This window comes from Dapis brunnea BLCC-M229, from assembly GCF_050015995.1.
In the GTDB taxonomy this organism is placed as follows: domain Bacteria; phylum Cyanobacteriota; class Cyanobacteriia; order Cyanobacteriales; family Microcoleaceae; genus Trichodesmium.
On record NZ_JBNHEP010000275.1, the window covers coordinates 19112 to 42212 of the forward strand.

Annotated in this window: 11 protein-coding genes; 6 read left to right on the forward strand and 5 right to left on the reverse strand. The window is 36.5% G+C overall.

The window, feature by feature from the left end:
• Positions 1-78 precede the first annotated feature (78 nt).
• Positions 79-3489, reverse strand: a complete 3411-nt coding sequence (locus ACP6PM_RS31880) for a WD40 domain-containing protein (RefSeq protein WP_426590879.1) — start codon at positions 3487-3489, stop codon at positions 79-81.
• A gap of 855 nt (positions 3490-4344) precedes the next feature.
• Here ACP6PM_RS31880 and ACP6PM_RS31885 point away from each other — a divergent pair.
• On the forward strand, positions 4345-5346 hold the full coding sequence (locus ACP6PM_RS31885) for a phytanoyl-CoA dioxygenase family protein (RefSeq protein WP_426590880.1): 1002 nt from the start codon (positions 4345-4347) through the stop codon (positions 5344-5346).
• A gap of 169 nt (positions 5347-5515) precedes the next feature.
• Here the strand turns inward: ACP6PM_RS31885 and ACP6PM_RS31890 are convergent, their stop codons facing one another.
• Positions 5516-7174, reverse strand: a complete 1659-nt coding sequence (locus tag ACP6PM_RS31890; protein ID WP_426590881.1) for a YcjF family protein — start codon at positions 7172-7174, stop codon at positions 5516-5518.
• Between the two features lie 1152 nt (positions 7175-8326).
• Between ACP6PM_RS31890 and ACP6PM_RS31895 the strand changes: the two genes are divergently transcribed.
• A complete protein-coding gene (locus ACP6PM_RS31895; RefSeq protein WP_426590882.1) occupies positions 8327-10561 on the forward strand; it encodes an amino acid permease in 2235 nt (744 codons plus the stop codon).
• A 702-nt stretch (positions 10562-11263) separates the two neighbouring features.
• On the opposite strand, the gene ACP6PM_RS31900 is transcribed toward ACP6PM_RS31895, so the two are convergent.
• Entirely contained in the window at positions 11264-11662 is a 399-nt protein-coding gene (locus ACP6PM_RS31900) for a response regulator (protein ID WP_293095378.1), read from the reverse strand.
• Between the two features lie 1513 nt (positions 11663-13175).
• On the opposite strand from ACP6PM_RS31900, the gene ACP6PM_RS31905 reads away from it, so the two are divergent.
• A complete protein-coding gene (locus tag ACP6PM_RS31905) occupies positions 13176-15803 on the forward strand; it encodes a DNA gyrase/topoisomerase IV subunit A (protein ID WP_426590883.1) in 2628 nt (875 codons plus the stop codon).
• Positions 15804-15983: 180 nt separating this feature from the next.
• Here ACP6PM_RS31905 and ACP6PM_RS31910 read toward each other — a convergent pair whose 3' ends face one another.
• Both ACP6PM_RS31910 and ACP6PM_RS31915 read right to left on the reverse strand, forming a co-directional pair.
• The gene (locus tag ACP6PM_RS31910; protein ID WP_426590884.1) at positions 15984-16448 is read right to left on the reverse strand and encodes a universal stress protein; all 465 of its coding nucleotides are present in this window, start codon (positions 16446-16448) and stop codon (positions 15984-15986) included.
• Positions 16449-17474: 1026 nt separating this feature from the next.
• A complete protein-coding gene (locus ACP6PM_RS31915) occupies positions 17475-17939 on the reverse strand; it encodes a universal stress protein (RefSeq protein WP_426590885.1) in 465 nt (154 codons plus the stop codon).
• Between the two features lie 94 nt (positions 17940-18033).
• Between ACP6PM_RS31915 and glgX the strand changes: the two genes are divergently transcribed.
• The 3 genes from glgX to ACP6PM_RS31930 all read left to right on the forward strand — a co-directional run bounded on the left by glgX (position 18034) and on the right by ACP6PM_RS31930 (position 22927).
• Positions 18034-20214, forward strand: a complete 2181-nt coding sequence (gene glgX / locus ACP6PM_RS31920) for a glycogen debranching protein GlgX (protein ID WP_426590886.1) — start codon at positions 18034-18036, stop codon at positions 20212-20214.
• A gap of 352 nt (positions 20215-20566) precedes the next feature.
• On the forward strand, positions 20567-21982 hold the full coding sequence (gene pyk / locus ACP6PM_RS31925; RefSeq protein ID WP_426590887.1) for a pyruvate kinase: 1416 nt from the start codon (positions 20567-20569) through the stop codon (positions 21980-21982).
• A 312-nt stretch (positions 21983-22294) separates the two neighbouring features.
• Positions 22295-22927 carry a tetratricopeptide repeat protein gene (locus ACP6PM_RS31930; protein WP_426590888.1) on the forward strand — a complete coding sequence of 211 codons (633 nt, stop codon included), beginning with the start codon at positions 22295-22297 and terminating at the stop codon, positions 22925-22927.
• Positions 22928-23101: the final 174 nt, after the last annotated feature.

Consider the following 23101-nt stretch of genomic DNA (forward strand, 5'->3'; position numbering starts at 1 on the left):
CAAACGGATTTGATATCATACATACATAAGTCTAGGAGCGCTGAAGCGCAACTACAAACAAAGACTTTTTCATAACTCCTAATTTCCCAATTCAGGATGGGATGCCAAATAATATTTCAACCACTCATAACCACGCGCTAATAATTCATCGAGAGTTTCTATCCGCCACAGTCGCACAACACCAGCATCAGAAGCAGCAGCTAATAACTTCCCATTTGGACTAAAACTCACACTGGTAATTTTCTCCTGCTTTGCCTCAAATAGTCCTAACAAATTTCCGTTTAAATCCCAAAGTCTTGTCGTACCATCACCCGCACCCGTAGCAATATACTCATCATTGTTGCTGAAACTAACAGTCAACACCCAACCTTCGTGACCCAAAAATTGAGCGATCGCTTTCCCGGATAAATCCCATAATTTGGCTGTGTAATCTCCAGAACCTGTAACAATGTATTCACCATTGTTGCTAAAACTCACGCTCTTCACCTCATTCTGATGCCCCCTAAAATCAGTTATCAATTTTCCTGATAAATCCCACAGTTTGGCTGTGTAGTCATCTGAAGCAGTAACTAAATAATTACCGTTAGGACTAAATTTCAGTCCTCTTATCCAACGGTAGTGAGCTAGAAATTCAGCAATTTTTTTACCTGATAAATCCCAAATTCTTACTATTCCATCCGCTGACGCAGTAGCGATATAGTTACCATCAGGGCTAAAACTTATGCTTGACACCGTGCGTTGATGCTCTGCAAATTGAACAATTAAATTTCCCGATAAATCCCATAATTTCGCAGTGCGATCATTAGATGAGGTGGCGATATACTCACCATTAGGGCTAAAACAAACACTTCTCACCCATTCTTGATGTGCTTTCAGAATAGATATTTGCTCCCCAGATAAATTCCACAAAGCCATATTGCCATCAATTGCACCCGTTGCCAGGTACTCCCCACTAGGGCTAAAACTAACACAGTTTATTCGACATTCATACCCCCTCAACTCAATAGTCTGCTGCGGTGATAAATCCCATAACCTGGTAGTTTTATCACTTAGAGCTGTCGCTAAATATTTGCCATCGGGGCTAAAACTAATACTATTTACTGGTTTTTGATGCCCCTCAATTTTGTCTATTTGGTTTCCATCTAAATCCCATAATATTGTGATGCCATCAGCAGAAGCAGTGGCTAATATTTTGCCGTCAGGACTGAAACTGACACTGTTTACTCGTTTGTAATGTCCGGTTAATTCTGCTATCTGATATCCGAATAAATTCCAGATTTTCACTGTGCCATCATTGGAAGCAGTGGCGATAATTTCTCCATCAGGGCTAAAACTAATGCAGTTAATTCGGTCTTGATGTCCTGTCAATTCTGCTAGGGGATAGTTACCAACAAAATCCCAAATTTTGGCAATACCAGTGCTGGAGGCAATTACTAAGTGTTTGCCATCAGGACTAAATTTGAGACAACTTAATCCTCCAGGCAACCCTTTAAATTCTGTAAGTTGGTTGCCTTGTGTATCCCAAAGTCTGGCTTTGTTATGGGAGCAGACGGTGACAATGAATTGCCCACAAGGGCTAAAACAGATATCTGATATACTTTGTTTTTCTGGAAGAGTGAGGATTTTGTTTCCAGATAAATCCCAAATAATAGCATTGCCATCAGTGGATGCGGTGGCTATGTGTTTGCCGTTAGGGCTGAAAGTTACTGAGTTGACTGTGTGTTTGTGACCTCTAAATTTTGTTATTTGTTTGCCAGAAAAATTCCACAAAATAGCACAACAGTCAGTGGAAGCAGTAGCAATATATTTACCATCGGGGCTGAAAGTAACACTATTAACACTGCGCCGATGCCCTAAAAATTGATTTCGCTCTCGAATTTTATGGAGAATTTGTTGTAGGGCAAATATGGGTTTTGTGGCTGGATAATTTTTTAATTTACGACCGTCTTTTACCCATTTTTTGAGAGTTTTTCCTGCCTCCAATGCGATGAGTAATGCTTCGATTTCTCTCCCACCTGCTGCAAATTTTTTTAAGGCTTCTATTCCAGAATTTTCAATTTGAATTCCTGCTTTAGCTTCCGCCAACATTTGTTCGGCTTTTTGTTGTGCTTGTTTGGCTTGTTGCAGTAATTTTTCTGCTGTTTGTTTGGCTGTTTCTAATATTTGTTTAGCTTGTCTTTCTGCTATTAGCTCTTTTTGCATTTCTGCTAGAGCTAATTCCTGACTTGCTGCCAGAAAATCATTATCTTCTGTACTGAGGTTTTTACCAATTTTCCACTCTAATGCTTCTTGTAATGCTTGCCCTCGTAAAAGTCTAGATTTATCTTGTTGATTAGATATTAACCAGGCAGCGATCGCTTGGCTATATGGTCGTAATTTTGCTAATTCTATTTCTACCCATTCCTGGTTAAATATTGTTTGATAAATCTGATTTGTGACTCTCCATCCTCTTTCTTTTTTAACTACTAATCCTGTGAGATTTAGTTCTATTTGTTCCAGACTATCTCCAGGATTAATATTAATATAAGTCTGAGAATTATTTTGTAAAACTTGTTGGTAAAGTCCTAACAAACGACTAGCTTTTTGTTCATTTTTTAGCAGGCGATCGCGAATCGTTTTTAAATGTTCTGGTTCGTCTTTGGCTTCCCAATTTTCTATTATTTCGACTCGAACTAAATTTGCTACTAATTTTTCTTCCCCACCTGCTGCAATAGGAAAAGGAGACATTATTACCAATTTACAGATTTTTTGTGTGAGAAATGGTTGCCCATCTGTCCAAGCTAAAATTGCTTTTAAAACTGCCAATGGATTATCAGCTTTTGCTACTAATCCTGGAGCTAATGCCGTTGCTTCATGAAGTTTAAAACCTGTTAATTGAATTGCTCTACCAATATTAAAAGGTGTACGATTCTTATCACTAATTAAATCTGAAGGTGTAGCTACTCCTAATAATGCAAAAGTCAGCTTTTGATAATTAGGACGATCGGCTCGTTTATTATAACAAGCTCTAATTAAAGCAAAAAAATCATCTATCGAAAAAGGCAAACTTAGAGTGCTATCTATTTCATCCACAAAAATAACTAGACTTTGATTAATTCCCGGCAAAATAACTGTATCTATAAATTGACTCAATTTTTGAATAGGTGTCAAAAATGATAAATTACTCCACCAATTACTAATATCAAATATATCTAAAATCTCCAAATTACTAGCCAAAGTATAAATAATACCCGCATACCATTGTTCCACAGAAATATCCTGACTACCAATAGCAGTTAAATCAATTGCCACACAAGCAATTCCATCAGCTTTTAAACGTTTCATAGTTTGCACTCGCAGACTAGACTTTCCCATTTGTCGCGAGTTCAAAACATAACAAAATTCTCCAGCTTTTAACCCTAGATAAAAATCATCATCTGCCTGTCGTTTAATGTAAGTAGGTGCATCAACTGGGAGACTACCTCCTACTTGGTATTGGTAATTATTCATCTTTCATTTTGTTAGAAGTAATATCGTTTCACGGAAGTCAAAAGTCATAAATCAAGGATTTTATAGGCTCAAAACTTTGACGCCACAGTAATTTCATAAAATTATTTTACAATCTTTAGTTTAAAACTATTTGTGACATCTTTAGAGTCAATTGGTATAAGAAGGAGAAAGGGAGTAATATCAAGTTCGGATAATTAATTATAATACTATAGCAATCCGTGCATAGGTTGCGGGTAATCAAAAAGTAGATAAAACAACTGAAACTCCCACCTATTCCCTGTTCCCTGTTCCCTGTTCCCTGTTCCCTAAAAGCGGCAAGATTTTTATACACAAATATACAGGGGATTGCTATATAGCTTTTGTTAAGCGGTAGCACAACAAAAAAAACACCTATATTTGTTTGGTTTATACTGCGGACAAGCTGCGCTCACGCAACTAAACCTACTAGCTAATGTAGCTTTAGAATGTGGGTGAGTTTCATATTATCCTGAGTATTTTACCACTTTTTGTAGGTGTTAAATCATAGATAGTTATTGTGGATAAAACTATCATAAACAGTAGTAAATATACTGATACAGAGCTAATCAAAAAAAATTTAATTAATAAAATATTGAAATCTTTCATTATTCAAACTTTCGCAAATTTATACCAATGAGCAACAAACTAACAGAAAGCCTTCCCTATCAGTAACTTATTTTATAACTACTTTATATCAAGCGTATTTTTACTTAACACCTACTACCTAAAACTTTTTGAGTTTTGGTAAAAATTTATGCTATATTGATTTTGTCCTCCAGAGACAATATGGGGCATAGAATAAAAATAAACATTTGCTAATACAGGCTAGGTAAACAAATGCTTACAGACAATAATTTTAATATTGCTAGTCCCGGAGGAATTGAAATCAGTATTCCAGTAACGATCGATGAAGAATCAGATATATATTTGAAACTCAAAGAACCATCAGAAATACAAAATTATTATCAGGAAAATGGGTATGTTGTATTTCGCAACCTGATACCTGAAGAGTTATGCGATCGTGTAAAAATAACTTTTGATCAAGAAATAAAGACATATCAAGGATATATATATCGGCAAACAACAGCTAGTCCTGAGAAAAATAAATTTACAGAAAATGGTTATGTGATTAACCCTCTACTAAATATTCAGGATTTGCGAGCTAAAGATTTTCCAAATTTTAAGAACGCAGCATTATCAGTTATTACTCATAACAATATTTACGATGCCGTTAAGACTATCTTAGGTGAAGAAGGTATATTAGTCCAGAGTATGTATTTTGAAGGAAATTCTGCAACAGCAGCACATCAAGACACATACTATTTAGATTCTGCCGAGATCGGCAGAATGACTGCAGCTTGGATTGCCGTAGAAGATATTCATCCAGGGGCAGGACGATTCTACGTTTATCCAGGAAGTCATAAAATTGAAATGGCCAAAAATAGTGGTGATTTAGATATCGCTTTTAACCATTCACGATACCAAGATTTAGTGCTAAAAATTATCGCTGAAGAAAAACTCGAATGTCATGCTCCAGCATTGCGTAAGGGTGATGTGCTATTTTGGGCAGCAAGAACTATTCATGGCAGTCTACAAACTAAGAATATGGAAGTATCTCGTTGTTCATTCACCTCTCATTTTATTCCTGCTTCTACTAATTTTATGCTGTTTCAGCGTCAGCATAAACCCCTAAATTTACGTAAAATCAACTCTTTTAATGTTCATTGCCCTAAGGATCGCGATAAGTTAAAAAATAGAGCAATTTTTTACTTGGAAACTCGATTTCCTAAAGCTTACCAATTCGCTAAGAATGTAGCAATAAAAATGCTTCTGGGTTGAGGATCTGAGCAATATTGCTACTGCAATTGTATAATAGTACCGAGCTGAATAATTTTTTTGGTGGGGTTAGGTAAGATGCAAAAGCTTGAAGCCTGTATTTATAAATGGTTTTATACTTAGTAGTACCTAAAAACCACTAAAATATTATAGTTTACCTTCCTTTTTCAAATTACCAATCTTCTCTTTTAGCTCTACTTTCTGTTTCCCAATCATCATAATCATCTACTTTTTTACTAGGTTGAGGTTGATAATTTATTTTTGCCTCTTCCTCATAATATTCTTCCTCAGTTTCAGCCTCTTCATCAGCAGAATAAATATTAGTTAAAGGTTCAACAATTTTAGTTATAGCATCTTTCACAAATGACTTAACAAATTCATCTTTTTTAACCAATTGAAATTGTCTTTGTACAACTTCTGTCATCCCACCATCTCCCCAATCTTGATTCTGACGAAAATATTCAATGAAACTCTTGCCAGCAATTCGAGTTAAATAAGCTGCACTTACTCCTTGAATAGCTTTACCAATTAAAAAAGTTGCTACAGTTAATTGTAGAGCTGTAGAAATAATTTTGATTACCCCTTCCACAATACCTAAACCAGCAAGAGTTTTTGCCAATGACATTGCTAATTCTTGACCTCTTTCCAAATTCAATTCGCAACCATAAACTTTGCCAATTTCTACTACCATTTGAGCATTAACTGCAGCAGTTGCCAACACATCCACCACTGGCAATGGCGTAACTGCAATCACACCCGCCCCGATCCACTGAAATCTTTCAACAACTTTATCTGCTTGTCGTCGTCTTTGAGTATCAATTAAACGTCTTGCTTCTTCCCCCAAACGTTGAGATTGTAATAGAATATTATCTGCAATCAAATCTTCTCCTTCAGCCCGCAAAACAGCAGCCATGCGTCTAATTAAAGGCATAGTATCAGGTTCTGGTAGATACATTTCTCCACTCTCAAGTCTAACTGATTGGGGATTAGCAGCGATCGCCACAATATCCATTTTACTAACAACTCCTAGTAATCTTTCCCTAAGTCTAACAAGAATCGCTTCTTTGTCTTCCTCTGTATACAGGTCTATTTTATTAAAAACCACCAGCGATCGCTTACCAATCTCCGCCAAACTTTTCAGAGCAGTATATTCTGAATTTTGTAAATCGTTATCAACTACAAACAATAATAGATTAGCCTCTGTAGCAAAAACTCGTGCCAGTTGACCCCTTTCTGTACCTGCTACTCCTGCTTCTAAAATCCCTGGAGTATCAGTAATCAAAATTTCTTGCTCCAATCCCTGCATTTTCAGATGATAGGTTTCTCCAGCCTTTGTTGATCCCATAGGTGCTTCTACCCTCCCTACCATTCGACCTATGAGTGCATTTACCACAGAAGTTTTACCTGCCGAACCAGTACCAAAGACTACAACTTTGACATCACCTCGTGCTAAACTGGCCTCTATTTCTTGTGAACGGCTCAATAATGCTTGTCTGGCCACTTCATCTTGTATTTGAATTACTTGTTGCTTGACTGCCTTAAGGGATTCGGACGCAGCCTCAGATTTAACAACTGGAATCTTAACCTTAGCTTTTGATCCTTTTCGCCGTTTACTTTTGGGAGTTGTATATAATATTAGATAATAAACGAAAGCAAAAATAACAATTCCAATCAGAATAACTAAAAGTAGCACTAACAAGTTGGCCAAAACTGGAGGTGCATACCATGAAATTTGACTGTATAGCCATGATAGGGAACTAATCAGCCAAATTATGAGTAATAAAATGAGGCAGAGACCTAAAATCAGTGTTAACAGACGGGAAGTAGGCATTTAATCAAATCAACTCAAAAAAATCGTTAGTTTGGAAGCCTTTTAGCTTCAGCTAAAGAGAGATTAATGTGTTATCAGTCCGCTTAACTATCTCTGCTCTTGCAAGGTTTTCTTGCCAGAGTTTGTTTTATCTAAAGTAGTTCAGATGGTTAGCTTCAGTTTGTGGATGTCCTGCACCTACTGTTTTTGATATTTTTTTTTAGGTGTTAGATGAATAGCTCGACTCTCATTTTCCTAGCTGTTTTTACTTTGCTTCCATTACTACAGGGTTTTAGTTTAGGCTTCTCGTTGGTTTGAGAACTTTTCTTTCTAGCTTCGGTATTTCAATCTATATAATTATAGCATCAAGCGGTTAGGGTGAAGGACATTTCTGGTGAAGCACAATTTTTAGCAAACTCATTATCAGGAGCTATTTTGATTATTAAAACTAAACTTATTTCCTAACTACTGGGAAAAACTAAGTCCCTGATTACCAAAAAATACCTGTATAAAAGTATCAATATAAACAATTTAATCAACAAAAAAGAAAGTTAGCTTGAAAAGTTTCTCTAATTTACAGCAGTTTTGTAATTAATGAGCTACAAAGTTTTAAGACCAGAAGTTAGGCAGTGCATGAGTTATAAACACTACATAAACTAAGACGTTGTTTTAATTCACAATATCTACTAGACCTCTCCGAAAAAGAGGGAGTAGGGAGTAGGGGGAAAGAATTAATGATTTCTGCGTATGGAATTGATTTGATTTTTAATCATCGGAGATATCTACTACATATAGTAATCCTATTTGAGTCATGACTGAAGCTAGAAACCATATTATGTGTGTAGATGTCTATTTTTCAAACTAAGGATTTATCCTAGCAACCGGGTTTTTTTGCCTAAGTTCTATAATTATTTATTTATATGCTATATTTTTGAACCGGAATACTATCTAAAATCTTATATTCAATAGCTGAAACATTAGATAAGGAACAAAAATATACAGAACAGCTATTTGATTATAACGTTTTTCCCGTTAATTAAATAAATGAACTACCCTTGTCAAACAGCAAGATTAAGTCAAAAAAAAAGCCGATAGCTGATAAGCGATGTGCTAATTGCCAGAAATGATAGATGACTTGAATTAGAAGTATAAATATTCCAATTTATTAGATTTATGAAGCTATTTAAACGTGCAAATCTACCAGAAGAAACACAACCAACTCCCAAAACTTCTCCCGAAGGTAGTAATGATAAAGGTTTAGGAACATTTGGTGGTGTATATACTCCCTCAATTTTGACAATCTTGGGTGTAATTATGTACCTCCGCTTTGGATGGGTAGTGGGTAATGTAGGTTTATTGGGGACTCTACTTATTGTTACTCTGTCCACAAGTATTACCTTTCTCACCTCTTTGTCAGTTAGCGCGATCGCCACAGACAGAATAGTTAGAGGTGGAGGTGCCTACTATATGATTAGTCGGTCTCTAGGTCTGGAAACAGGTGGTGCAGTAGGAATACCCCTTTATTTTGCCCAAGCTCTCTCTGTTGCACTTTATACCATTGGTTTTGCAGAGAGTATTATAGATGCTTTTGGTAGCTTTAACCAACTTTATGTAGCTTTGATTACCACAATAGCCGTGGCAGTATTGGCCTTGACTTCGGCAGAAATTGCTATTAAAGCCCAGTATTTGATTATGGGAGCGATCATCTTATCCCTAATTTCATTTGCATTTGGACATCCTCTAGAAGCAACAACTATAGAAATTTGGGCAGATTCAGGCCAATCATCAGAACCTTTTTGGAATGTTTTTGCTGTCTTCTTTCCAGCGGTAACAGGAATAATGGCAGGAGTAAGTATGTCGGGGGACTTGCGAGAACCTAGCCGTTCTATTCCTACAGGTACTCTGGCAGCAGTTGGTACAGGTTATGTGATTTACATGATACTACCAATTGTTATGGCCATGAGGGCAGATGCTAGTACCTTAATAGAAAACCCCTTGATTATGAAAGAAATGGCTTTTTGGGGACCAGCTATTTTGTTTGGAGTTTGGGGGGCAACTCTTTCCAGTGCTATTGGTAGTATTTTGGGTGCTCCCAGGGTATTACAGGCTTTGGCCAGGGATGGAGTTTTACCGCGTTGTTTATCTTTTCTCGGCAATGGTAGTGGGCCTAATGATGAACCTCGGATTGGTACAGCAGTAACATTAGGAGTTGCTACTGCCACAGTCTGTATTGGAGACTTAAATATTATTGCCCCAGTGTTGACAATGTTCTTTTTGACTACCTATTTGGTTTTGAATGTTTCAGCAGGTATAGAAGGCTTTTTACAAAGCCCCTCTTTTCGCCCTACATTTAAAGTTCATTGGTCATTATCAATGCTGGGTGCTCTGGGTTGTTTGGCAGTGATGTTTCTGATTAATGCTGTAGCTACAGTTATTGCTGCTGTCATAGTGCTGGCCATCTTTATCTGGCTACAACGACGGGAGTTAGAGACAACTTGGGGAGATGCCAGACGAGGAATATGGATGGCATTGGTACGGGAAGGGATTTTTCAGATTGGTGAAGAAGATACTAAAAACTGGCGTCCCCATATTTTGGTGCTGTCTGGGATACCTAAAAAACGCTGGCCATTAATTCAGTTTGCAGATGACCTAACTCATAACCGAGGGATGATTACGGTTTGTAGTGTTTTGCCCAGTTCATCTCGGGATGTTTCTCAGCAGAGTGATATGCAGGATACTATTCGTGAGTATTTGGAAAAGCGTGGAGTCCAAGTATTGGTGAGAGTTGTAACAGCTACAGACTTTTTTGATGGGGCAAAACTCTTGGTAGAAACTTATGGTATTGGACCACTGACACCGAATACAGTGGTCCTTGGAGACAGTCAGGAACCTTCTCGCCGCGATCGCTACTGTCAGTTAGTTGCTCATATTCATAAAGCCAAGAAAAATGTGGTAATTTTCCGAGAAGATGACGATCGTGGTTTTGGTCAATATCGTCGAATTGATGTTTGGTGGGGTGGTTTACAAAATAATGGTGGCTTAATGTTACTTTTGGCCTATTTATTGCGTACAGATATGGATTGGCGAAATGCTGAAATTCATTTGAAACTGGTAGTTCCTGAAGAAAGTGCAGCTCAAGCAACCCAAACAAATGTTGATAATGTGATTCAAGATTTACGCATTGGTGCAAGTTCTCAAGTTTTGGTATCTAAAGGTCGGCCTTTTTATGATATTTTACATGAGTCTTCTCAGGATGCCGATTTGATTTTCCTTGGTATTCGGACTCCAGGAGAGGATTTTACCGAATATTATCAGGATTTGCAATCTAAAACTGTTGGTCTTCCTAGTACAGTTTTTGTTCTGGCAGCTCCAGGTTTTTCTTATGGTGAAGTTCTCAGCGATCGCTAATTGTGATTAGATTGAGATGTGTCGGAGTCTAGCTCCAATACTTGTAGCTTAAATATTTATCTGCTCTGCTGAACTTGCTGAAACACAGGTTTTATCCTTGGAGAGTGCTTCGGTGCTTCATCTTTAGGGTTTGGTAAGAAACACCTACGCTTTACTTGAAGGTATAGCAGTAGAAATTTCGGGTACGGACATTCCTAAATCCCGTGTTGCTAGACAACATAAAACGTAGAGCGTTTCCCCAGAAAAAACTCAGTTAGAGATTACTTTTGACTTTTGAGTTGCACATAGCTATATAGCGCTACGCAAATATTTTAGAACATTCCTCTCTTCCCTATTCCCTTTTCCCTTAAAACCCAAATTTATTGTCAAACGCCAAAAGACGTAGTGCTATATATCTTTTCTACAGGCTTAAAATCTCTAGGAACTCCACCTAAATGTTTTAAGAGTCAAATTAATATTGACTATATACCATGGTAAGTCTTGAAAAAAAAGTATGTTTAAGTAGATAATGGTAAGATTTAAGCTTCTGCTTTTACCGAAAAATTAAGGTTTAAAGCCTCTACTTTCAGGGATAAAAAAGAAAAAAATTTCCTTTTAACCAATCCTCTTCTTTTTAAGAAGAGGTAATTATTAATTATTAATTATTAATGATTGAAACCTCATCTATTTTAACTCCAAAGTTTCGAGGCCATTTTCCCGGAATCAATCATTTGGGAGCAATGACTTGATCTGATTGATGAACTCTTGATGATCCACTACTGGCTTAGAAATATAACCGTCAGCGCCACTTTCCCGCAAAAAAGATTCTCGATCACCTGCCATAGCGTGAGCGGTCACTAATATAATTGGTAGTTTATCTGTTTGAGGGTCAGCTTTAAGAATTTGAGTAATTTTAATGCCATCAACAGCTTTACCTTGATAAACGCTACGAGCTAGAGAAACATCCATCAAAATCAAATCTGCTTCCTTTGACTTAGCCATTTTCACTACTTCTTCCACATCTTCTGTATGTTTAACAGCTAAACCACCTCTTTTAGTCAAAATCTTGGAAAAAACCCTAGCATTAACCTGATCGTCTTCTACAATTAAAACAGTTTTCATATAAGTCTCCTGCTAAAATACCTGTGAGTGTAAGGACTGCCATCATAGAGTTTAGACTAAATTACATAGGAGAAGCCAGTAATGGTTAATTTGTTTCAAATAAAACGAATTAAATACTCAAACATTGGCTTTCTAAACTAATAAACAGCTATTGTCTGCCGTTTTTCTAATACTTCAGTGTCAATTTTTGGACTTTAAGATGCCCATAGAGAAGCCTAATAGTCAGATAATATTAGGATAAACCACTTGAGAGTATATTTTTTTTCTGGCTGCTATTATGATTAAACAAGTATCCTGTAAATACTTGCACAATCAACTCCAAAAGATCAACCTCAAATCTCAAAACTCATACTTACTGACAATTTGAAAATTAGGAAATATATTGTATTAAGATATTGAACTTGCCTTTAAGCATTTAGTAATGCTAAAGGTAATAGTTAAATTCCTTCAGCATAACTGAAGTTAATTTACTATACCTTGACATAGTTTCAACTAGATATCAGCTAACATAGCAAATATTTTGATTTGTCTAGTCTTAAAAATACCAGTTGAGCTTTGGGGTACTGGATAGGGAATATTTTGAGTTTTCATCTAAAATTTGTGTTTAATTAAACATAAATAAATTTTTCTCTAATCAATTATGATCGAAGGATTTTAGCTATGTTAGTTACTATCTTCAAACATTTTTCTGCCCATTTGCCGAACCTGAGAAAAAAATTACCATTATGGATATCTATTGAGTTACTCATTTACTAACTTTCATAGTTTACTATCAGCACTAAATTAAATATTTGATATTCCTATACTTAATTATAATGTTTGCTGAGGTTAGATAACATCAATCAGGCCACAAAGAGAACCTATACAGAGATAATATCAAACATTTTAATCACTCAACTAAATTTTTTTGAACCTACTCAAAGGGGTGAAACTTAGTTTTTTTCTAGCCAAGAAACTTAGAGTTTAAACCACAGGTTGGTTGACCTCCAAAACCTTTATGTTTGATTAGATATTACTCATCAGTGAACAGTTAATATTCTTAACAGGTTTGTTTAAGACTTAAATATATAGATATAGTCGTTTAAGTTTAGATTGAGACAGACATTTCTTTCTATCAAAGGATTTCAGCATAAAAAGTTTTTCATTCTTAAGTTAAATAACTATATTATTTCAATAATTTAGTGGTGATATTAGTGGCACTTCGCCCATTTCCCACTGCTATGTCTTAATAACTAATAACTTTTAACTGTTTTAATAACTGGCTAATATCTCAGAAAAATGCTTTCCTTGAGTAGCAAAACTTTGTACTTATCTAATTATATTTCAACTCCTGTTTATTTCAGAATCTAAGAACTTAGCCTTAGCAAAATAGCATATCAAATTTACTTTGCCTGAATTCTCTAACAATATGCCTAAAATTCTCCAAATTAATTATTTTACAGCAATTTTTAGGGTGGTGAGGTACAGTTTAATACTAATTTATATTCCCTATTACCTATCTAAATACTAACTCATGGCCAAACAATTAAATTTACTTTCCGGACAAGTTATTACTACAGCACTCCATATCGAAATGCAGCAATCATATCTTGAATATGCCATGAGTGTGATTGTTGGCCGTGCTCTGCCAGATGTTAGAGATGGACAAAAACCAGTTCATCGCCGAATATTATACGCCATGCACGAACTTGGTCTCACTCCAGATAGACCATTTCGGAAATGCGCCAGGGTAGTTGGAGACGTTCTCGGAAAATATCATCCCCACGGTGACCAAGCTGTTTATGATGCCATGGTGCGGATGATTCAAAATTTTTCCACTCGTTATCCATTGCTTGATGGCCACGGTAACTTTGGCTCCATTGATAATGACCCCGCCGCCGCCATGCGTTACACAGAAAGTCGCTTGGCATCAATTGGTAATGAAGGTTTACTGACTCAAATTGGTGAAGCTACAGTTGACTTTACCAACAACTTTGATGGTTCCCAGCAAGAACCTAAAGTATTACCTGCACAACTACCATTTTTATTACTAAATGGTTCTTCTGGTATTGCTGTAGGAATGGCGACTAATGTTCCACCACATAATTTAGGTGAGGTAGTAGATGGCCTCATTGCTTTAATTGACAATCCGAATGTTTCGGATCAAAAGCTATTTCAATTAATTCCCGGGCCAGACTTTCCCACTGGAGGAGAAATTGTCACCACAGGTGGAATTATTGATGCTTATACTAAGGGTCGAGGTAGCATCCCCATCAGAGGTGTGGCCACTATTGAGCAAGTTCCTACAGGTCGTGGACGACGCACAAAAACAGCTATCGTGGTGACGGAGTTGCCTTTCCAAGTTAATAAAGCTGGTTGGATCGAAAAAACGGCAGACTTAGTTAATGCTGGCAAGATAGAAGGTATTGCCGATCTGCGGGATGAGAGCGATCGCTCTGGTATTAGAGTTGTCATCGAACTTAAACGTGAAGTTGACCCTAGTGTTGTACTCCACCATCTCTACCAACATACTGACTTACTTTCTAAGTTTGGTGCTATTATGCTAGCTTTGGTTGATGGACAACCACGGCAATTATCTTTGCGAGAACTTTTACAAGAATTTCTCAGTTTTAGGGAACAGACTCTTACCCGTCGCTACACCCATGAGTTAGAAATAGCTCAAGCTAGATGTCACATTGTCGAGGGTTTGCTTACTGCTTTAACAGAATTGGATACAGTAATTGATATTCTCAGAAATGCACCTGATGGCAGCACTGCTAAAGTTAGCTTCCAAGAAAGTTTGGGTTTAAGTGAAAATCAAGCTGATGCTATTCTAGCAATGCCAATGCGGAGACTGACTGGTTTGGAGAAACAAAAGTTAGAGGAAGAATATGAGCAACTAATAGAGAAAATACAAGAGTTAGAAAATTTGTTGAGCGATCGCCATCAACTGCTCAAAGCGCTAAAAAAAGAATTGCGAACCCTAAAACGTAAATATAACGACCCGAGACGGACTCGAATTATTGACCAAGCAGAATCTAAAAATGCAGATAATGTGGCATCTATTTCTCAACAGAAAAGTAATCTAGAAACTGGTAATCAAGAAACAAATAGACAAACCAAAGGTAGAAATATAAAATCAAAAAGTACGACAGTTGAATCACAAATTTTAACTTTGGAAGCTGCACCGCCACCGATAGAAAAAGTTGTCATAGAATTTACCCACCGAGGATATATCAGACGACTTGCTTCTAAAGGATTTGAGAAGCATAAAATTGATAAAAAATCTGATATTACTATCGAAAATAGTGAAGACTTTACTACTAATATAATTGAGGCAACTACTGACAAAACTTTAGTATTATTAACTCGTACTGGTAAAGCATATCCTCTGAAAGTAAATGATATTCCTGCTGCTTCTAACCGTTCAACAACACGAAATGAAAATAAAGGCGTACCTTTAGTAACCTTACTACCACCATCAGCAACAAAAGAAATTCAAGATACTCGTCGTGAAATTATTGTTGCTCAATTTGTTTTAAATGAAGCAGAGCAACATAAAGACTTAATTATGTTGACTCAAAATGGCAAGATTAAACGTTTATCTTTGTCTGATTTAAGTGAGCTGACAAATCGTGGTGTGACAGTAATTAAACTTAAAGAAGATGATGAATTACGTTATGCTAATCTGGGTAAAATTGGAGAACAAGTGGTTTTAGCAACTTCTGGTGGGCGATTATTAAGATTAGAAATAGATGACGAACAATTACCATTAATGGGGCGTACTGCTCAAGGTTCTCAAGCAACTAGATTAAGGAAACAAGAAGAGTTAGTAGGTTGTGTAACTTTGGATGGAGAAAGTAATTTATTGTTAGTTTCTGAACAGAGTTATGGTAAGCAAATTCCTGTTACTGCTTTGCGACCAGCTAATCGCGGTGGTATTGGTCAAAATGCCTTTCAGTTTACCAGGCAAAATGATACTTTGGCAGGGATAGTTGTTGGTGGTTCAGATGTTTTGGTTCAGATGTTGACAACTGATGGTAGGGTCTTTGGAACGATCGCTGATACAGTGAAAGTTTATGGGCACGATGATAAGGGTGATCGCTTGCTGAAGTTGGGTGCAAAGGAAAGAATTATTAAGGTGATTGGTTATTTCTGCTGACTTTTTGACAGATTGCTTATCGTAGCAATCAGGAATATCCGGGGATAATACTAATTCGGGACTTTGATATTTTTAAGGGTGAAAATAGTTGAAACTATTGTAGAGGGAGGCTTAAATCTAAACCCATCCCTACAATAGTTTGATACTCTCTTATATAGTTCTCCACTTTAGCAACAAGAGTTATTTCTGCACAACTAATACTGAACATTTAGCACGGTGAATTACATAACTACTCACACTACCTATAACCAGTTCGCTAAAAACAGAATGTCCTCTACGACCCATAACTATTAGTTCAGCACCCCACTCCTCGGCAACTTTACATATTTGCTTGCCTGGTACACCTTCAGCTTGGATAAATTCTGTACTTACGTCTGCTGTCGTAGCTTCGTTAGCCCGTGACTGTAACATTTCTAGACATTGTTTTTCAAAATCTTCCCATTTTTGTCGATATTTTGCAATCAATTCTTTGTTAAATTCCCTAGAAACTACTCCAAAGCTAATGGGACTGTCTTCTTCTTCTGGAGATAAAACGTGCAATAGTTTTAAGTGGGAATTGTTGAGTTTTGCTAAGTTTAAAGCAGTGGCAAAAACCCGATCGCCTACTGTCGATGTGTCCATTGCTGCTAGAATTTTTTGATACATAATTTGCTAAAAAGTTAATTATTTTGGCTGATACTAATTATTGTATCCAAATTATCAGAAAAAAATCTATATTTTAGAGATAGTTTAAATAAAAGTATTACCTTAATTTACATCTCAATTGATAAGCATTCAGCTATCAGCGATTAGCCGTCCGTAATAAAAATTAACGACAAATAGATACGGTCTGTTCAGCAATTAATAATTTTCATCTCGGCGACAGCCGAAACAATTACCTTTACTGTAATATAAGGATTGACGCAAAAGGGAAAAATTTTTCTTTTCTCTTGGTTGATTGGATATGGCGTGCCCTTCGAGACCAGAGGGAAGGGAAACCTGCTCTTGCAGAGCCAATCCCCAATTTAAGTTGGCAAGCCACCAAATTGTGGAGTTATGCGGCAGTAAAACAACCGCCTTTTTTCCTTGAAAGGGGTAGCTTTGAACCTGAATTATTTAATTATTAATTATTTGGTCAACTATGTGCTTTTACTAATATTTTTAATTAAGTAGGTAGGCACGAAAAAAACTAACTATGTAACAAAAAGTAAAGTAGCTCTAAAAGCTCTTCCCTTCTGCCTTCATATAACAATAAATTTTAACGCCTACCTACTAGACATCTGGTGAAAATCAAAAATAAAATCAATTCTTATCCATAAATTATCAATTACTTCTCCCTGTTCCCTGTTCCCTGTTCCCTCTTTTCTAGAGAGGTCTACTTATTATTATTCAGACTACATCTGGCTATCAGCTAATGGCTGATAACTGACAGCTAAATACTTACAATAGGAGTAGGTGTACTGCCGGACAAAATATATACTCCTTATATCTTGAAAAAATTTATTTATATATCTCTTAATCTTCATAAAATAATGTTTTAGTCGATTCATATTGTACTCCTAATTTTTCATAACTTACTAACTTTTACTTCGGCCTCAATATTCCATAAATTGTTATTATAAACTCATACCTTCAGCAATTATTCATTACTAAATATCAATGAATAATTGCTGATTACTAACTAAAAAAAAGCTAATCCTGTACAACATGAACAGAACAATGAGCACGGTGGATAACATAATTACTGACACTACCCAATACCAATTCACTAAAAACTGAATGTCCACGACGTCCCATAACAATTAAATCAGCACTCCATTCTTGGGCTAGTTTACAGATTTCCCGACCAGGATTACCTCTGACTTGGGTAAATTCTGTTTGAAAGCCAGCATCTTTTGCTGCACTTGCTTTTGATTGCAACATTTGTAAACATTCTTTCTCAAACTTTTCCCAAAGCTGATGATATTCTTTCATCATCTCTGGATCGTAACCAATATTCATTGGCCAAAAGCTGATAGGACTTTCTTCTGCTTCCTCCGAGAGAATATGAACTAACATCAGATTTGAGTTACCAATTTTTGCTAACTTTAGAGCTGTATCAAAGACGCGATCGCCAATGGCAGATGTATCGATGGCAACTAAAATTTTTTCATACATAAATTTTTACTCCCAAATTTTTTTTTAAATATCTACATCTATTTTTATTGTATAAAATTACTCAAGTTATCTAACAATTAATAAGTCAAACATTATGAATCTTAATATCTTACCCGGTAATAGTTTTCCTATTGGCGCCACTGTCTGTCAAGACCCCGAAGGAGTAAATTTTTCTATCTACTCCAAAAATGCTACGGCAATAGAATTACTACTATTTGATGAACCATTAGCAGCTAAACCAGAGCGAGTAATTTTACTGGACCCAAAACAACACAGAACTCATCATTACTGGCACATTTTTATTTCTGGTATTGGAGCGGGACAAATATATGCTTATCGAGTCTATGGACCTTTTAACCCAGAAAAAGGTCATCGGTTTAATGGTACAAAAGTTTTACTTGACCCTTATGCTAGAGTAGTAGTGGGACAAGAAAAGTATAGTCGTGAAGCTGCGACGGGTTATGGTGATAACTGTGCTTACGCTCTCAAAGGAGTAGTAGCTGACCCAACTACTTATGATTGGGAAGACGACAAACCTCTGGAGACTCCCTACCCTACTACAGTTATCTATGAGATGCACGTTGGTGGATTTACTCGTAATCCTAATTCTGGCGTTGCTCCTGAAAAACGGGGTACTTTTGCTGGGTTAATAGAAAAAATTCCTTATCTCAAGGAATTGGGAATTACTGCGGTGGAATTATTACCCGTACAACAATTTGATGAACAAGATGTGCGGGAACCCCTAATTAACTATTGGGGTTATAGTCCGATCGCCTTTTTTGCTCCTCACCACAATTATAGTTCTCGCCAAGATATTTTTGGAGCGATGGATGAGTTCCGAGATATGGTTAAAGCTTTGCATAGAGCAGGAATAGAAGTAATTTTGGATGTGGTGTTTAATCATACTGCGGAGGGTAATGAAAACGGACCGACTGTTTCTTTCCGAGGATTGGAAAATTCGGCTTATTACATTTTGGAAGCGGATGATTCTAGTGGCTACACTAACTATAGTGGTTGTGGCAATACTTTCAATACTAATAATCCTTTTGTACATCGCTTAATTGTTGACTGTCTTTGTTACTGGGTTAGGGAAATGCACGTTGATGGGTTCCGGTTTGACTTGGCATCTGTTATGTCTCGGAGTGTAACAGGCGACCCTTTGGAAGATCCTCCTGTTTTGTGGGCAATTGAGTCTGACCCGGTTTTGGCAGGAACAAAAATTATTGCCGAAGCTTGGGATGCAGCAGGACTTTATCAGGTGGGTTCGTTTATTGGCGATCGCTTTGCTGAATGGAACGGACATTATCGTGATGATGTTCGTCAGTTTGTCAAAAGTGATCCTAAGATAGTTGATAAGTTAGCAGCAAGAATTATGGGTAGTCCTGATATTTATCCTCAACCAGATCGGGAACCAAATCATAGTATTAATTTTATTACTTGCCATGATGGTTTTACTATGAATGATTTAGTTTCTTATAATGAAAAACATAATGAAGCAAATTGTGAGGATAACCGGGATGGAGCTAATCATAATTTTAGTTGGAATTGTGGAGTTGAAGGAGTTGCAGATAAACGGGAAATTGAAGTATTAAGGCTGCGACAAATTAAGAATTTTTTCACTGTATTGTTTTTTTCCCAGGGTACGCCAATGATTTTGATGGGAGATGAAGTCAGGCGAACTCAATTGGGTAATAATAATGGTTATTGTCAGAATAATGAACTTAGTTGGTTTGATTGGAGTCAAATTGAGAAACAAACCGATCTATTACGATTTGTCAAAGGGATTATTAATTTCACCCAAGAGTTAGAAATTATGCGGGTCGATCGGGTTTTAGCTACTGTGGGAGCGGATACGCCAGAGTTATATCTTGAAGAGATTAAAGCAGAGTTATCTTTAGCGATCAAAGAAGAAGAAATTGACCCGAATAAAGTACCTAATATTAGTTGGCATGGAGTACATTTTGCTAAACCTGATTGGTGGAAAGATTCTCGTACTTTAGCTTTTAGTTTAAGGCATCCAGGGCTACTTTCTGCCATCTCCTATGAGGAGAAAGAAGGTGAATATTTTCATATTATGTTGAATGCTTATTGGAAACCTCTAATGTTTGAGTTACCACCTTTGGAAAGAGGAGAAAATTGGTATTTAATTGTTAATACTGCTTTTTCTTCTCCTAGAGATTTTAATGATTTAGATACAGCTACAAAAGTTATTGGTGTTAGGTATCGGGTTGAGGCTCGCGCTGCTGTTGTTTTAATGGCAAAAAAAGTTGGTTAGTAAGCATTTCCTGCGGAATATGGAGCTAATACCCATCAGTTAGTCTCATGGGTCGTAACTTGGTTATTAGCTATGAGCTATTGACTCATTGTCTTTCTGAATTTAATCAGATCTTCCCATGGGCAAATCTCTTGTTGAAAATTTGTAGAGGTTAAACTAACCTTAATTTTAATTTTTTTTATACCAATTCATTAAGTATAAATTTAGCTATTTCAGTCAGTTTTGTTGATTAAAATTAGGTTAATAAAAGGTTATAATATAACTATACAATTTATGCAAAACTAATGAAAAAAATATATAGAATAGTAGACTGTCAGAGAAAAAATCTACCCTAATTTGACAATTAATTATTATGTCTATACTTCATCGGACTAAAATTGTGGCAACTATTGGCCCTGCCAGTAATTCTCCAGAAATAATTAAACAATTAATTGAAGCAGGTCTCAATGTAGCAAGACTAAATTTTTCCCACGGTAGCTATGAAGACCATGCTCACACAGTTTCTCTGTTGCGTTCCATATCTAAAGAATTGGATACTCCTATTACTATTTTACAAGACCTCCAAGGGCCAAAAATTAGAGTAGGTCAACTCTCGGATGGTGCAATAACATTAGAAGAAGGAGCACAACTAACTTTAGTACCATTAGCTGATGATATTCATCAACCAGGAATAGTTGGTATTGACTACCCCTATTTGGCAGAGGAAGCAAAACCAGGGACTCAGGTATTATTAGATGATGGGTTATTGGAATTACAAGTTGAGTCAGTTGAGGGAAATACTGTAATTTGCCAGGTAATTACAGGTGGTTTGCTCAAAAGTCGTAAAGGAGTGAATTTACCAAGTTTGAATTTGCTTTTGCCTTCGATGACAGAAAAAGATAAAAAAGATTTAGAATTTGGTTTGTCTCAGGGGGTAGACTGGATATCATTGAGTTTTGTCCGTAGTGCTGAAGATATTGTGTCTCTAAAATCAATTTTGAAAGAAAAAAGTGCAGATGTTCCAGTGATGGCAAAAATCGAAAAGCCACAAGCGATCGCTAACTTAGAAGCTATTGTAGCAGAATGCGATGGTATAATGGTAGCAAGGGGAGATCTGGGAGTAGAAATGAGTCCGGAGAAGGTCCCGATGTTGCAAAAACAGATTATTCGGATGTGCAATAAAAAAGGTATTCCGGTAATTACAGCTACCCAGATGTTGGAAAGTATGATTCATGAACCCCGACCTACTCGTGCTGAAGCAAGTGATGTGGCAAATGCTATTGTTGATGGTACTGATGCAGTAATGCTGTCTGGAGAGTCGGCGGTTGGTAAGTATCCGGTTAAGGCGGTAGAAATGATGGCGCGTATCGCTGCTGATGTGGAGAAGGATACAGAGTTTGTTAATTATCCACCAGCAGAAACGGATGAAACTCACGCTCTGAGTGAAGCACTCAATACTATTGATAAGATTCTACCTTTACGTTGTATTGCTGCTTTTACCAGTTCTGGTTATACTGCACGTTTAGCTGCTAGCGAACGTCCAAAAGCTTTTGTAATAGCCTTTACTCCAAATGAAAAAGTTTATCATCGTTTAAATTTGATTTGGGGAGTGAAACCAATACTACTGAATGAAGAAGTTGAGTCTTTTGAAGATTTAACAGCACAAGCTCAGAATTATTTATTGAAAATGAATTTAGCTGCACCAGGAGAGAAAATTTTGATTGTAGGTGGTATTCCTACTAAGCATACACGGGGTACTAATTTCTTAAAGATTCATACTATTAGTTAATAGTTCATAAATAGTTGGTTATAAATGAGGATGATAGGACTGTTATGGGTACTTTCAGATTTTTCACTGCTAAAATAGCTCCAAACCCACTATTAGCAAGTGAAATACCTTAAATGCTAAAAATACCTGAAACCTAGATATATCAATAAAAGAGTTGATTTAAGGTAAAAACATTACTTTATAAGGTTTTTACCTAATTTTTTCTAAAATCCCGCTAAAAAAATATTCAAAATTCCTATAACAACCTGCGGAATCTAGGTTGTATTATGGTCAATTAGCAGTGGTTTTCCTGTCACTTCAGCCATACATAATTTGTGCCAGATATTGGAGAAATATCAGAAAACTTGTGAGGAACTTCCGGTTCATCGTAGTTTAATTGCAGAGGCTAAAAAACTTACCAAAACAGGAGAAAAAGAAGATATAAAAACAGCAATTTCTATCTTAAAACACACCCAAGAATTGGAACCGGAAATTGACCTCTATCCTGATACAGAAACTATAGAAAAAGACCCGGAAGTTGTGGCGAATAAGTTTGTTGCTATTGGCAAAGTAGAAGAGGGGAAAAATTTAGCAAAAAAGGGAAAAATAGAAGAGGCAATTAGTCTTTATGATGCAGCACAAAAATTAGATTCTGATATAGAAATAGCTGCTAATGATTGGAGAGAATTATGTTATTTTTGCAGCTTAAATAATCAGGTTCAAGATGTGATGTTTGCCTGTGAAAATGCAGTTAAATTGAGTCCTGATAATGGTGTAATTCGGCGTATTTATGGTTTAGCGAAGGCATTAACTGGGGATTATCAGGGGGCGATTGAGAATTTTCAAGTATATGTAGATTCGATGGGAGATGAGGAGGAAAAGGTAAAAGTTGAAGGTTGGATAGAGACTTTGAAAAAGGGAGAAAATCCGATTACTTCCGAGGTATTGGAGGAGTTGAAAAATTAGGTTCGTAGTAAAGCTCTAGCCCCAATTATTGGTTTCGGGCTGAGAGCAATACTACGAGCAAATATTCGTAGATAGAGACTTTGAAAAAGGGAGAAAATCCGATTACTTCCGAGGTATTGGAGGAGTTGAAAAATTAGGTTCGTAGTAAAGCTCTAGCCCCAATTATTGGTTTCG